A 12,579-nucleotide genomic window follows, 5' to 3' on the forward strand; every position below is an offset into this window, starting at 1 on the left:
AAGCGGCAAAAATGCTCACCTCATCCTGTGTGAGCGGTTAATTAGTGATTGAGCATCCACGGGCGACCGCAGGATTGCTGCTGAAAGCGGGGAGGCTTGGGTTCTTGGGGCGATCGCTGCACCAGTTCTGGGTCACTACTCCGCGAGGGTCGGGGTAAGGAAGAAGAGAGATTTACCGCTGGTACGGAAAAATACGTCGGCCAAGCTGCTGACACTCTGGACAAAAGGCGGGTTCACTAGATTGGGCGAGCGATCGCCATTCCTCAAAAATGCCACACGTAGAGCAGCGAAACTCATAAAGGGGCATCTTTCATCACCGAGATTGACTGAAACCACTGCGGGGATCTCTGGATGCCAGCGATTATGCCCCGGCAGTTCTTGCTGATCCATGGGCTTAGTCAAATCCACTTTGAACAGGGTCTTCGGCATAGGGACGGACTCCAACGATTGGCAGTGTGCTCACCTGTAACTCAGTACCCATGAGCAATTATTGAGATGTTGTTTAGATTTAGTATTGGAGCAGGTCTTCAGGACAGCTATATCTCCAGATACGAAAACAGTGTTGGACTTCGTCAAAGTGGCTGCTCAAATGGGAACGGTGGGTCAAGTGATCCGCCAAGGGGCGATCGCTAGCCAACAAAAGCAAGCCCATGCCCTCGAAGTGTTGACAGCGATGGCAGAAAATTTAGAGCACTATCGCCAAGCCATCCAAGCGTGGGGCGAGTCCTTTCCCTTTAATGCTGCTGAACCCATTGAATCCCTGACGGTGAAGCACGCTGTCCCCCCTGCCCCAAGGTCACACATAATTTTTGCCACCGATGGCTCGCAAATTGCCCCCAGTCACCACGAAATTGCCTATTGCTATTTGATTAATGTGGGACGGGTGGCGATCGCCTACGGTCAAGGGCAACGCCCCCATTTAGATAGTGTGCCGCAGTTGGTTTATGACCCCGATGAATTGGGGCGATCTCGGGGTTGGGGACTCACCATAGAGGATTGGTTACGCTACCGCCGCACTCAAGCGGAAATTCTTGCCCTTGTTGAACTCATTCAAACGCAAAACAAGAAAGCCCCCAGCCTAGCACTCGTGGATGGTTCACTCATCTTCTGGGCGTGGGAATCACTGCCGCCAATGGTGCGTGAGGAATTGTTGACGCCCATCTTAGCTGCTTGGGATGAATTGCGCGCGAAGCGAATTCCCTTGGTGGGCTATGTCAGCGCCTCCCGCAGTCATGAAACGGTGAATTTTCTGCGCTTGGGGGTTTGCCCTTACCCTGAACCCAACTGTGCCCTCCACTGTGGTCAGACAAGTCAGACTGGCCTCGAGGCGACTCGCGATCGCCCCCCTTGTCAAGTCTTTGATCCCCTGCGGGATGTGCTCCTCTGGCAAGCACACTTGGCACCGCAACAGTATAGTCCCCTCTGGCGGAGCCGCAGTCGCATTCTGGAACATTACGGTGAACATCAGATCTACGTTGCCTATCTCCACGGTGGCTCGGAAGTGGTGCGTTTGGAAGTTCCTCAATGGGTGGCGCGGGATGCAGATCTGTGGCAACAGGCAGTTGCGTTGACGGCAGCACAAATTGAAAAAGGGCGGGGTTACCCCGTGGCATTAGCAGAAGCCCACAATTTAGCCGTTGTGCGCGGCAGCGATCGCCAACGCTTTTTTGCTTTACTGGAACGGGAACTGATTAAAGCAGGACACTGGCATGTGGCTCCTTCCCCCAAAGAGCAACGCAAACGCCAAAGTATTGCCTAGGTGGCTGCTGTGTGTTGGTTTAGGCATCGCGGGCTGGGGAACGCAGTTGGCGCTACCGCCAGTAAGCGGGTGGTTCTTGGCCTTCATAGGAATTGTGCCCCTGTGGTGGCAGTGTCAGGTTTTATCGCCACTGTGGGCAGCGATCGCCGGCCTGTGTTGGGGACTAGGGTTCTACGGCAGTAGCTTAGTCTGGGTGTGGGATTTGCATCCCCTGACGTGGATTGGCATTGCGCCAGTGCCCAGTTGGTTGATCTCGCGGGGGATTTGGCTTTTCCTGAGTGGTTGGGGGGCAGTCCTGAGTGGGAGTTGGGCCTTTTTGATGGCACGCTATGGGGTGCGGCGATCCGCCCCTTGGCAACTTCTGTGGGGTGTCACCCTTTGGTGTGCCCTTGAAGCCCTCTGGAGCTATTCGCCCCTGTGGTGGATTAGTTTATCCCTGACCCAAAGTCCAACGGGACTCCTTCAACTGGGTCGTCTGGCGGGACCCACCACGATTACGGCAGTCGTGATGACAGTGAATGGCTTGGTCACCCTCAGTCTGCGGCGGCACACATGGGCAAAGCGATGGCTCGTTGTTACTCTTTTGGGGGCGATCGCCCTCAATGCTGTTTTAGGCGCTAGGGTCATGGTGGATCAAGGGGAACCCCTACGGGTGGGTTTGATCCAAGGCAATATCCCGACACGGGAAAAGCTCACGCCAGAGGGTATCCGCCGCGCTTGGCAGGACTATCCCCGTGGCTATCGCCAACTGGTGGCTCTAGGGGTTGATGCCGTCTTGACTCCGGAAGGGGCACTGCCGATTTTGTGGCAACCACACCAAGTCAATCCCATCACCAGCGCTGTTCGCGAGGCAGGGGTTCCCCTGTGGTTAGGGACATTCATGGAGACGCCAGGGGGGCATCATCAGGTGCTCCTGACCCTCGATGGGCAGGGGGAGATTTACAGTCGCTACAACAAAGTCAACCTTGTTCTTTTGGGGGAATATATTCCCGATTGGCTGGCGGGGGTAGTACAGCGGTTATCCACGTTGCGATCGCGCCTCCTGCCGGGGAACCCTGATCAGGTCTTTACCACCCCTTGGGGCAAGGCCGTTGTCCTGATTTGCTTTGAATCTGCCTTTTCCCACCGCAGCCGCTGGCAACTGGTTCATGGGGGGCAGTTTATCCTCAGTGTTGCCAACAATGATCCCTACCGTCGCCAACTGATGACCCAGCACCATGGCCATGATGTGTTGCGTGCCGTCGAGGGCGATCGCTGGCTCGTGCGTTCTACGAATACGGGCCTTTCTGCGGTGATTGCGCCTACGGGGGAAACTGTTTGGCTCTCCAATGCTGATGAGTTTGTGATTCATGCGGCAACGATTTTGCGGCGGCAAACCCAGACCCTCTACACTCGCTATGGGGATTGGTTGCTACCCCTCTTGCTGGGGATGCTTAGCTTATCCGTTCTTCGACAACGAGTGTCGCACTGACCCATTCGCCGCGATCGCCATAGGTGCGAATGAGGCGCTGCCGCTGTCCTTCTGCCCACAACCAGCCCACCTCCACAAAAAAGGGGTGACGAAAGGACACCTGCAAGGGGGTTAGGCTAGAGGTACCGTCGGGGAGCAACAAAAGCTGCTTGGGTTGATCCGTATCCGTAAAGAGTAGGCGCGACCCAGCAATTGTGGCCGTTGTTTTCACCTCGTGGTCGGGGGTTTGCAGCAGTTGGTAGAGCCGATCGCCCTCGCGCCAAAGACTTAGATGGGTCGGGGTTTCCGTGGGCGATCGCCAGTCGGCATAGACGGTGTAGGCAGTACCGCGCCATTCCCCTAGGAGTTGATCCACGGTTAAGGGAGGACGTTCAACGGCGTTGCTGTGGGCACGAAACTCGCGAATCAGAGTCATGGATTGGAGGTGCTGATTTTTGTCAAAGAGTTGGACAAACCGCAGTCGGCGATCGCCCATGACAAAGCCATACTCCGCACCAAACTCGGCAAAGGGCGCCACCTGCAACGATCCCTTAGAAAAAGCCCCCGTCGGAAAAAAGACATTTTGGCGGCCAATGGTGGCATACTCCTGCACCGTTTCACTGGTGGGGGGCTGATCGAGACCATTACCAAAGCGTCGCAGTTCAAAACGCACCCGTTGACCGTCAGCAGTATCGGCAAGGATCAAAATCGAGGGCACTGACGCTCCCACGTCTCCCGTAGGGCTGACCGCCGTAAAGGAGCCATGCCATTCCCCAAGGTTTTTGCGAAAATTTTCCCAATTTGTTGTCATTGATTATCCTTGATTATCTTTACCGCTGTGTGCCACCATCATCATTACTATAGAAAAATAAAGTATTGGAGATCTTGCCAATTGGGAAGTGGCCGGCGATCGCCGGCGCTCAGAAAAAACTTTGATAGGATGGGGAGTGTCAGGGCGCTGACAAACGATCGCCATTGGGAGACCCGTGCATGACCACCGACCTCTTTGATTCAGGGGCTGGTCGCATTCTGATAGTCGATGATACCCCCGAAAATGTTGAAGTTTTGACCACACTGCTGCAACTGGAAGGCTACGATGTGCGCGGTGCCATTAGTGGCCAAATGGCGCTCATGGGGATTGAGGCCGAACCCCCGGATGTCATTCTCTTGGACATCATGATGCCTGATATGAATGGCTACGAGGTCTGTCAAACCCTGAAGGAGAATCCCAAGACTAAACATATCCCCATTATTTTCATTAGTGCCCTCGATGATGTCTTTGACAAGGTCAAGGCCTTTGAGATTGGCGGCGCCGACTACATCACCAAACCCTTTCAGCAGGCGGAGGTGCTGGCACGGGTAAAAAATCAGTTGACGATCGCTCTCCTACAGCGGAAGCTGCGGCAAAAAAATGCCCTCTTGCAAAAGCAAAACCAGCAGTTGCAGGAAATTGTTGAGGAGCGGCGCGACTTGGTTGCCTCACTGCAAGCAGCGCAAGAACAGTATCGGCAGATGTTTGAGGAAGCCGTGGTCGGGATTTACCAAAGTTCGCCCGAGGGGGTTTACTTCAAAGTCAACAATGCCTTGGCACGCATCTATGGCTATGCCGATGCTGAAGACTGGCTAGCGGATATAGAACACCATAATCATCGTCCCTACGTGGATGACAGCAGTTGGCAAAAATTCCAACAACAAATTGAAACTCGTGGCTTTGTGCGCAACTTGGTTTCCAAGGTGTATCGCGCGGATCAAACGATCACAACCATCTGTGAATGTGCCCGCCCGGTCAAAAGTGAGGACGGTCAACTTTTATACTACGAAGGGTTTGTTTTTGAACTGCCCACCCGTAATCCATGAAACGCACACTGAGCGCACTGTTGGGGGATGCCGCCGTCCATTCTGTGGCTGAATTGGGCGATCGCGCCCCCCACCTGCGCCCCTACCTTCCTGAGCGAGCCCTGCTGCTGACTCCCCCCACCCCAGAAGCGGGGGCAGAAGTGATTGCCTGTGCCCGGCGCCAAGGCTGGCGAGTGTTGCCCATTGGAGCAGGCACCAAACTCAATTGGCTCGGGAACACCCCCAAGGCAGATATTTTTCTGCGGACAACGGCGTGGCAGAAGCTCATCGATCATGCGGCTGCCGATATGACCGTCACCACCCAAGTGGGTATTCCCTTTCAGCAGCTCCAGCACCACCTAGCACCCGCAGGACAGTGGATTGCCACAGATCCCCTCTTTCGAGAAACGGCCACCCTTGGCGGCTGCTTGGCCACCCAAAGCAATGGCACACTACGGCAGCGGTATGGGTCATGGCGCGATCAATTGTTGGGGGTGAAGTTCATTCGCAGTGATGGCCAAATCGTCAAAGCGGGAGGGCGGGTGGTCAAAAATGTTGCCGGCTACGACCTGATGAAACTCCTGATCGGCAGCTATGGCACACTGGGGATTCTGACAGAGGTGACGCTGCGGGTGTATCCTCTGCCGGATGCGGTACAAATCTGGCAGTTGCGGGGGGAAGTCTCTGCTTTGGCCAAGGGACTTGAGGTGATTTTGACGAGTTCCCTTGCGCCGGCGCGGTGTGTGTTGCGCCTTGAACCACGGGGGACGCTGCTGTTGGAATTGGAATTCCATACCCTGCGGGAAGTGATTGCTGCGGGTACGTTGGGCGATCGCCTGAGTCAGATTGCCCAGACCCATAATCTGCAACTGGAACCCCAAGCCCCTCTAGGCATTACCCTCAACCCCACCCCCGATCAAGTGACTCTCAAAATCGGTGTGCCTCTAAGCGAAATGTTGCCCGCTCTCACCCAGCTTCAGCAGTTGGCAAGGGAATTGGCCTGCGAGTGCCGAGGCGAAATGAGTGCAGGGGTCGGTTACACCTATCTCCACGGACAGGAGGAGCATCTCCGTCAACTCATTCTCAGGCTGCGCCAAGGGCTACCACGGGGCTATGTCACCGTCTTAGCCGCCCCCCTGAACCTCAAGCAGCAACTCGATCCTTGGGACTATCGCGGCAACGCCCTTGAATTGATGCGGAATCTTAAGCAACAATTGGATGCAACGGGTGTCTTTGGCACTGGCGTTTTTGTCGGCAATCTCTAGACAAGTTTCAATACTTACGAATGACTGCAACTGATCCTGTGGCTGGCTTTGATGCGCAGTCGCCTCCTGATCCACACCTGATTGATGCCTGTGTCCACTGCGGGTTTTGCCTCTCCACCTGTCCTAGCTATCGGGTACTGGGGACGGAAATGGACTCTCCCCGTGGTCGTATCTATCTCATGGATGCCATTCATGAGGAACAGGTGCAACTGGCGGATGTCGTACAGCACTTTGACTCCTGTTTGGGTTGCTTGGCCTGCGTCACCACCTGTCCATCGGGGGTTGAGTACGATAAGTTGATTGCGGCCACGCGGGTTCAAGTGCAGCGCCATTATCAGCGTCCCGTGGGCGATCGCTGGTTGCGGCAGTTGATTTTCCAAACGCTGCCCTATCCCCAACGGCTGCGTGCCCTCCTGTGGCCGCTCTGGCTCTACCAAAAACTAGGCTTGGCCAATCTCGAAAAGCGGCTGGGACTCCTGAAACGGCTCTTGCCCAAGTCCCTTGCGGCCATGTATCAAATGCTACCGCCCCTTTCAGCCAAAACATTTCGCGATCGCTGGCCTGAAGTGGTGCCTGCCCAAGGGAAACCGCGTGGCCGCGTGGGGGTGATTCTGGGCTGTGTCCAACGGCTCTTTTTGCCGGAAGTGAATGAAGCCACGATCTCCGTCTTAAGTGCCAATGGCTTTGAGGTGGTGCTGCCGCCGCAACAGGGATGCTGTGGTGCCCTGCCCCATCATCAAGGGGAAGAGGATCAGGCGCAAACCCTTGCGCGCCAGATGATTAATTGTTTTACTGCCGCTCATGTGGATGCGGTTTTAATCAATGCCTCGGGTTGTGGCCACACCCTCAAGGAATATCATCGCCTTTTGGCTGCCGATCCAGAGTACCGCGATCGCGCCCGTGACTTTGTGCAAAAGGTGGAGGATGTGCAGGTCTTTTTGGTCAAACAGGGCTTGGTGACACCGCTCCACCCCTTGGGCGATCGCCCCTTGGCCTTGGTGTATCAAGATGCCTGCCACATGATCCACGGCCAAAAAATTCGCCTTGAACCGCGGCAACTGCTGCGACAAATTCCCCAAGTGCAACTGCGCGAACCCCTCGATGCAGCCCTGTGCTGTGGCAGTGCCGGGGTTTACAACATTCTTCAACCCGATGTCGCAGCGGAATTGGGACGCCAAAAGGTACGCAACCTGCTGAATACGCGCCCTGATGTCATTGTCTCAGCCAATGTGGGCTGCACCGTGCAATTGCGGCAGTATCTCCAAGAGCAGAGTAGCTCCGTGCCCATTTACCACCCGATGCAACTGCTAGACTTGGCGATTCGTGGTGAGCAGCTTCCGTCCTAGGCCATATCCGGGGGAGCACTGAGGATTGCGCGCACTTGAGCTAGTAACCATTCTCGCCCCACTTCCCAGCCTCGTTCGCCATCCGCCTCAAGGATCATCAGGCTATCCACTGGCTCTGCCGCCAACAGTTGAAACAAAAGGGGAATAATTGGCATGGGCACTGGGATCACTTGTTCATCACAGGCCTCTTGAGCCATGGCTTCACTACCGTAGGCGTGGATCACATTTTTTTGCTGGTGGGGGGGCTGCTGTTCCTCAAGGGTAATCACCTGCCACTGACCATCGGGAGTTTGCAGGACGTAGTAAACCGTTTGCCCGTAGCGCTGGGCTTCCTCGTAGAGAATGGGGGCGATCGCCTGTACCGCCGCCACAGTCGCAGGGTCATCGGGGGCGTTGGCAATCAGTTCATCCACTTGGGTCAGTAAATCCACAACGCCTCCTTTAGGAGTTATAAAAAACTATTCCTTGGCCTCAAGGGCATCGAGATCAAGGGCACGAGAGCCACCCGTACTTAAAATCGTCAGCACTTTCCCCAGTTGATACCACACCAAAAGGGCGGTGGCGATCGTCAGCACAAAGGCAATGACCATACTCAGCCCTGCACCAAAGCCATAGGTCCACAATCCCGCCATCAGGAAGAGCCAGATACCAATGGAAATCCCCAAGTAGGGCAACTGAAGTTGGGGGCCGCGCAATTGACTCAGAACACGGGTGGAGCGACTGCGGTTCCATTCTTGGACACTCTGCTTGAGGGTGGCTTCAAAGGCTTTACCACTGGTCAACCCCATAAAAATACCCGCCAGTAGCAAGACAATGGGTGGATCAAACACGGGATACCTAATCCTTCTTGGACACTCAGGAACGTTGATAACCGCTGCCAACCCTTAGCTGGCCACCACCAAGGAATTGCTGTCTTCTTCTTTACCGAGCGTGTGGGAGACAGAGGCCTTGAGGGCTTCCCATGCCACATCAATCAAGAAGAGCGGACGCAGATCAGACTTGACCAAATTCCAAAGGCGTTGCACCTCTTCGGTGTGGAGACGGTCATCTTCGGTTAACGCTAGCACAATTTGCCGCCGCAGGTACTGCCCCTCCTCAGAAAAGAGATACTGCAAGCCCAAGGTGGCGGTTGGCGCGAGGTTAAAGTGCTGATCCTGCCGGGCGATCGCAATTAGGTTTTCCAGGCGTTGCCACTGCAGACGACCATCCTTGAAGAGGACATCCAATAACCGTCGCCGCAGTTGGGGCGATTCTCCTTGCAGCAGACGCCGTGCCACATAGGGATAGCTGACATCAACAATGCGGAAGTTAGGGTTGAGACACAGGGCAATGCCCTCTTGGGTGACTAGAGAGCGAATGATCAGGGCAAACTTAGCGGGAACCCGGAAGGGATAGGCATACATCAACTCGGAGAAGCGATCGGTGATCACTTTGAAGTTGAATTCCCGCACACTGGAGCCAATCACCTCTTCAAAGACCGACTCAAGGGCAGGGATAATCGGCGTAATATCCGTTTCCGGAGTCAAAAAGCCCAGTTTGACAAAGTCCGTCGCCAAGGCTTGATAGTCCTTGTTCACCAAATGAACGACGGCATCCACCAAGGATTCTTTAGTGCTCTCCTCCAGTTGATCCATCATGCCGAAGTCAATGTAGGCCATACGGCCATCGGGCATGGCGAACAGATTCCCCGGATGCGGATCCGCATGGAAAAAGCCAAATTCCAAGAGTTGCCGCAAACCAGAAATCACGCCAACACGGATCAGCTCATCGGGATTGACGCCCGCCGCCACCATACAATCCGTACGGGTGAGTTTAATGCCATGGATCCACTCCAGCGTAAGCACGTGCTCCGTGGTGTATTCCCAATAGATTTTCGGTACCTTGACCGTGGGATCATCGCGGAAGTTGGCAGCAAATTTCTCGGCATTGCGCCCTTCATTGAGGTAGTCAATTTCCTCGTAGAGCTTGCGGCCAAATTCATCAACAATGTCTCGCAAATCATGGCAGAGGTTAATCGGTAGCCAAGGCTTGACCCACTGCACCAAAAGGCGAATCAAGAAGAGATCGCGGGTAATCACGGGCAAAAGGTTGGGACGCTGCACCTTGACGGCCACTTCTTCACCACTGTGGAGTTTGGCTCGATAGACTTGGCCGAGACTGGCGGCGGCCACCGGTTGGGGTGAGAATTCGGCAAAAATATCCCCTAGGTTTAAGCGCAGATCTCGCTCAATAATGGCAATAGCAATCTCATTGGCAAAGGGGGGCAATTTGTCCTGAAGGAGCGTCAGTTCTTCGAGGTAGTCGGGACAAATCAAATCGGGGCGAGTGGAGAGGGCTTGACCGACTTTAATGAAGGTTGGGCCTAAACGGATTAGGAGTTTGCGCAGTTGCATTGCCCGCAGGGGACGCTGACTTTCCTGTTGCCCTAACCACTTGTCCCACTGCAATAACAGCCAAAATGTTAGGAAAGAGACCGCAATGTTCAGGAACCGCCAGATAACTCGCCAGGGATGTCGCCAGTAGTAGCGGGCGATCGCCTCAGGATCATACCGACGATGACCAGCACTAGGGACAGCAGAAATACGGGCAGTCACAGCTTTTTCACCTTATTCTCTGAAACCCAACTTACTACACCCCTCTTGCTTTGCCATGGGTGTTTCCACGGAGCGCTTTTGGGAACACTGTAAGCAACCATTGCAATGATGAGGATTTTGTTGATCCCCGGTGCTAGAGGAGCTGATCTTTTGAGGTTTGCTTAAATATAGTATAGAAAACTACACATAAGCCCTGCCGATCAATAAAATTCTTAACAAAAGTTTAAGATTGAAGGTTCCAGCAATTCAGCCGTTGGTTGACTTAGGTACAGCCGCTCGAACTGAATTTCAATAGGTTCGCTGGTGCGGATTTGCCGATAATGGTACCGTAGGGCATCTTCTTATTCACACCCTTCCATGGCCAACAGGATCATTGCCACATCTGTTCTTGAGGAGTTGTTGGCGCGGTTGCCTCGCTTGCGATCGCAACTGTACTTCAAGACATCGCTGACGGCGCTTTCCCATGCAATGGAGGATCAGGTTTTGGCCAATGAGGATGCGCCGATTATTATTGCCTGCTTTCAGCGGGAACGCTTTTATCGCCAAGAAGCCCATCGCTACCGCCGTATTGCCACCAAGTCCCACCACGTTTACGTTTTGGCTGCCCCGGAAACCGAGTTTAAGAACTGCTCGGGAGACTATGAAATGGTTGCCTTTGATCCCGCCGATGCCCTCAGTCAAGAATGGCATTTGACCGTCTTGGGCAAAAATTACAGCACTTGCTTGGTCTGCCGCGAAGTCCAGCGATCGCCTGCCCAGCGCTTGGATGTGTTGCCGCCGATGGATGCGGCGCGTCGTTTTGAGGGCATTTGGACCTTTGATCGGCAGGTGGCAGCGACAACCGCTGAAATCCTCCTCAACCGTATTCGGGAGTACCGCCCTGAACTGAAGGAGAAACTCAAGGAAGGTCTGGCATGGGTTGAGACCTATCGCCAAGTGGCGGGGTGCAATAGTGATCCTGCCCCTTTTGCCGATCGCCTAGTGACCTATCTCCAAGCTGGCCAGTACAAGCAAATCAAGGCCTACCGCCAAATTGCCATTCAAGAGCGCAAGGAACGCCTCACCAATGCAATTACCACGGCGATTCGCAACTCCCTTAATCCCACAGAAATTCTCACTCGTGCGGTGGCAGAACTAGGGGAAGCCCTCAAGGGCGATCGCTGTCTCATTTACCGTTGCCGCAGTACCGATACTCGCGTGCGCATTGAGCACGAGTACACCAGCGGTGCCCTACTGCCATTGCAGTACCAGTATTGGCCCGTGAGTGAGCACCCCTACACCCAGCGGGCACTGGCACATCAGCAGGTGATTCAGGTGGATGATGTGGCCGCTGATCCCCACTACGAGGCGACCCGTTTCAAACCCCTCGAGGCCGCCGGCGTCAAAGCCCTTCTACTGGCACCTGTTCTCTATCAAGGGCGGCTGTTGGGCATTGTTGAACTCCACCGAGGCGAACCGCTGCCGTGGCACGATATGGACGCAGAATTAGTGGAGGCGATCGCCACCCAAGTGGGGGTTGCCCTGATTCAGGCGGAGGCCTACGCAGATCTGGAGGAACTCAACGCGCAACTGGAGGCCTTAGATCGCACCCGCAGTAATCTCATTGCAATTACGGGTCATGAACTGCGCACGCCCCTTTCGACTATTCAAGTCTGCCTCGAAAGTCTAGCGAGTGAACCCGATATGGATCCAGAACTGCGGCAGGTGATGTTGAGTACGGCTCTCGCTGATGCTGAGCGCATGCGGAAACTGATTCAGGACTTCCTCACCCTCTCGCAGTTGGAAAGTGGCCGGGTGCAGTGGCGACCGGAACCCCTCCCCCTCCAAGAACTGGTGGACCTAGCCCTCAGTAGTCTGCGCACTCCCAAGGATCAACTACCGACCATTCGCACAGTCTTGCCCAAGGAATTGCCCTTGATCCGAGCAGATGGCGAATGGCTAGTGGAGGTGCTCTCGAAGCTACTCGATAATGCCTGCAAGTTTACGGAACAGTCGGGTCAGGTTTCCATTGCTGCCAAGCCTCGTCCCGATGGTCTATTGGAAGTGACGGTTGCCGATACGGGGCGCGGTATTGAGCCGGATCGCTTGGAAACGATTTTTGATCGCTTTTATCAGGAGGAGGGAGCACTGCGGCGCTCTGCGGGTGGGACGGGCTTGGGTCTCGCGATCTGTCGCCAGATCATTACCAATTTGGGGGGGCAAATTTGGGCGGAGTCGGCGGGGCGCGATCGCGGCAGTGAGTTTCACTTTACGATTCCCATTGCTGAGCCTTTTTCTGGATAGGGGCTGCCAAGCCTCCTAAGATAGACAACAACGAGTGGGCAGCCAA

The 12,579-nt window shown here is 54.8% G+C and carries 11 protein-coding genes and 1 pseudogene; 6 read left to right on the top strand and 6 right to left on the bottom strand.

Features of this window, described 5'->3' with window-relative positions; translation table 11 throughout:
* Positions 1-172: 172 nt before the first annotated feature.
* Positions 173-307 carry an FmdB family zinc ribbon protein gene (locus RHJ80_RS09705; RefSeq protein WP_225901716.1) on the bottom strand — a complete coding sequence of 45 codons (135 nt, stop codon included), beginning with the start codon at positions 305-307 and terminating at the stop codon, positions 173-175.
* A 5-nt stretch (positions 308-312) separates the two neighbouring features.
* Positions 313-429 (bottom strand): annotated as a pseudogene (locus RHJ80_RS13140) (acetamidase/formamidase family protein); the annotation flags it as partial.
* 130 nt (positions 430-559) lie between these two features.
* Between RHJ80_RS13140 and RHJ80_RS09715 the strand changes: the two are divergent.
* Complete coding sequence (locus RHJ80_RS09715; RefSeq protein ID WP_310800888.1) at positions 560-1,759, top strand: DNA double-strand break repair nuclease NurA; 1,200 nt, start codon at positions 560-562, stop codon at positions 1,757-1,759.
* On the top strand, positions 1,710-3,230 hold the full coding sequence (gene lnt / locus RHJ80_RS09720) for an apolipoprotein N-acyltransferase (RefSeq protein ID WP_310800889.1): 1,521 nt from the start codon (positions 1,710-1,712) through the stop codon (positions 3,228-3,230). Before RHJ80_RS09715 ends, lnt begins: the two co-directional genes overlap by 50 nt.
* Here the strand turns inward: lnt and RHJ80_RS09725 are convergent.
* Entirely contained in the window at positions 3,193-4,020 is an 828-nt protein-coding gene (locus RHJ80_RS09725; RefSeq protein WP_310800890.1) for a DUF3598 family protein, read from the bottom strand. The genes lnt and RHJ80_RS09725 overlap by 38 nt on opposite strands.
* Before the next feature lie 179 nt (positions 4,021-4,199).
* Between RHJ80_RS09725 and RHJ80_RS09730 the strand changes: the two genes are divergently transcribed.
* Genes RHJ80_RS09730 through RHJ80_RS09740 form a run of 3 tightly spaced genes read left to right on the top strand, consistent with a single transcriptional unit; the run spans position 4,200 to position 7,656 of the window.
* Complete coding sequence (locus RHJ80_RS09730; protein ID WP_310800891.1) at positions 4,200-5,066, top strand: response regulator; 867 nt, start codon at positions 4,200-4,202, stop codon at positions 5,064-5,066.
* Positions 5,063-6,310, top strand: a complete 1,248-nt coding sequence (locus RHJ80_RS09735) for an FAD-binding oxidoreductase (protein ID WP_310800892.1) — start codon at positions 5,063-5,065, stop codon at positions 6,308-6,310. Before RHJ80_RS09730 ends, RHJ80_RS09735 begins: the two co-directional genes overlap by 4 nt.
* A 20-nt stretch (positions 6,311-6,330) precedes the next feature.
* Complete coding sequence (locus RHJ80_RS09740) at positions 6,331-7,656, top strand: heterodisulfide reductase-related iron-sulfur binding cluster (protein WP_310800893.1); 1,326 nt, start codon at positions 6,331-6,333, stop codon at positions 7,654-7,656.
* Here RHJ80_RS09740 and RHJ80_RS09745 read toward each other — a convergent pair.
* Genes RHJ80_RS09745 through RHJ80_RS09755 form a run of 3 tightly spaced genes read right to left on the bottom strand, consistent with a single transcriptional unit; the run spans position 7,653 to position 10,250 of the window.
* Positions 7,653-8,087 (bottom strand): hypothetical protein, encoded by a 435-nt coding sequence (locus RHJ80_RS09745; RefSeq protein WP_206200005.1) that lies wholly within the window; start codon positions 8,085-8,087, stop codon positions 7,653-7,655. The two genes, RHJ80_RS09740 and RHJ80_RS09745, sit on opposite strands and share 4 nt — an antisense overlap.
* A 27-nt stretch (positions 8,088-8,114) precedes the next feature.
* Positions 8,115-8,486, bottom strand: a complete 372-nt coding sequence (locus RHJ80_RS09750; RefSeq protein WP_149818994.1) for a hypothetical protein — start codon at positions 8,484-8,486, stop codon at positions 8,115-8,117.
* Positions 8,487-8,540: 54 nt separating this feature from the next.
* Positions 8,541-10,250: an AarF/ABC1/UbiB kinase family protein gene (locus RHJ80_RS09755; protein WP_302677732.1), complete on the bottom strand. Its 1,710-nt coding sequence runs from the start codon at positions 10,248-10,250 to the stop codon at positions 8,541-8,543.
* A gap of 357 nt (positions 10,251-10,607) precedes the next feature.
* Here RHJ80_RS09755 and RHJ80_RS09760 point away from each other — a divergent pair, with 357 nt between their 5' ends.
* Positions 10,608-12,533: a DICT sensory domain-containing protein gene (locus tag RHJ80_RS09760; protein WP_310800894.1), complete on the top strand. Its 1,926-nt coding sequence runs from the start codon at positions 10,608-10,610 to the stop codon at positions 12,531-12,533.
* The last annotated feature ends 46 nt before the right edge of the window (positions 12,534-12,579 follow it).

This window comes from Thermosynechococcus sp. QS41 (assembly GCF_031583515.1).
In the GTDB taxonomy this organism is placed as follows: Bacteria; Cyanobacteriota; Cyanobacteriia; order Thermosynechococcales; family Thermosynechococcaceae; genus Thermosynechococcus.

What these genes read in the sequence shown, in the direction of transcription:
- RHJ80_RS09705 (WP_225901716.1), bottom strand. Translation starts at nt 307, where the DNA reads ATGCCCCTTTATGAGTTTCGCTGCTCTACGTGTGGCATTTTTGAGGAA.
- lnt (WP_310800889.1), top strand. Translation starts at nt 1,710, where the DNA reads ATGTGGCTCCTTCCCCCAAAGAGCAACGCAAACGCCAAAGTATTGCCT.
- RHJ80_RS09725 (WP_310800890.1), bottom strand. Translation starts at nt 4,020, where the DNA reads ATGACAACAAATTGGGAAAATTTTCGCAAAAACCTTGGGGAATGGCAT.
- RHJ80_RS09730 (WP_310800891.1), top strand. Translation starts at nt 4,200, where the DNA reads ATGACCACCGACCTCTTTGATTCAGGGGCTGGTCGCATTCTGATAGTC.
- RHJ80_RS09735 (WP_310800892.1), top strand. Translation starts at nt 5,063, where the DNA reads ATGAAACGCACACTGAGCGCACTGTTGGGGGATGCCGCCGTCCATTCT.
- RHJ80_RS09740 (WP_310800893.1), top strand. Translation starts at nt 6,331, where the DNA reads ATGACTGCAACTGATCCTGTGGCTGGCTTTGATGCGCAGTCGCCTCCT.
- RHJ80_RS09760 (WP_310800894.1), top strand. Translation starts at nt 10,608, where the DNA reads ATGGCCAACAGGATCATTGCCACATCTGTTCTTGAGGAGTTGTTGGCG.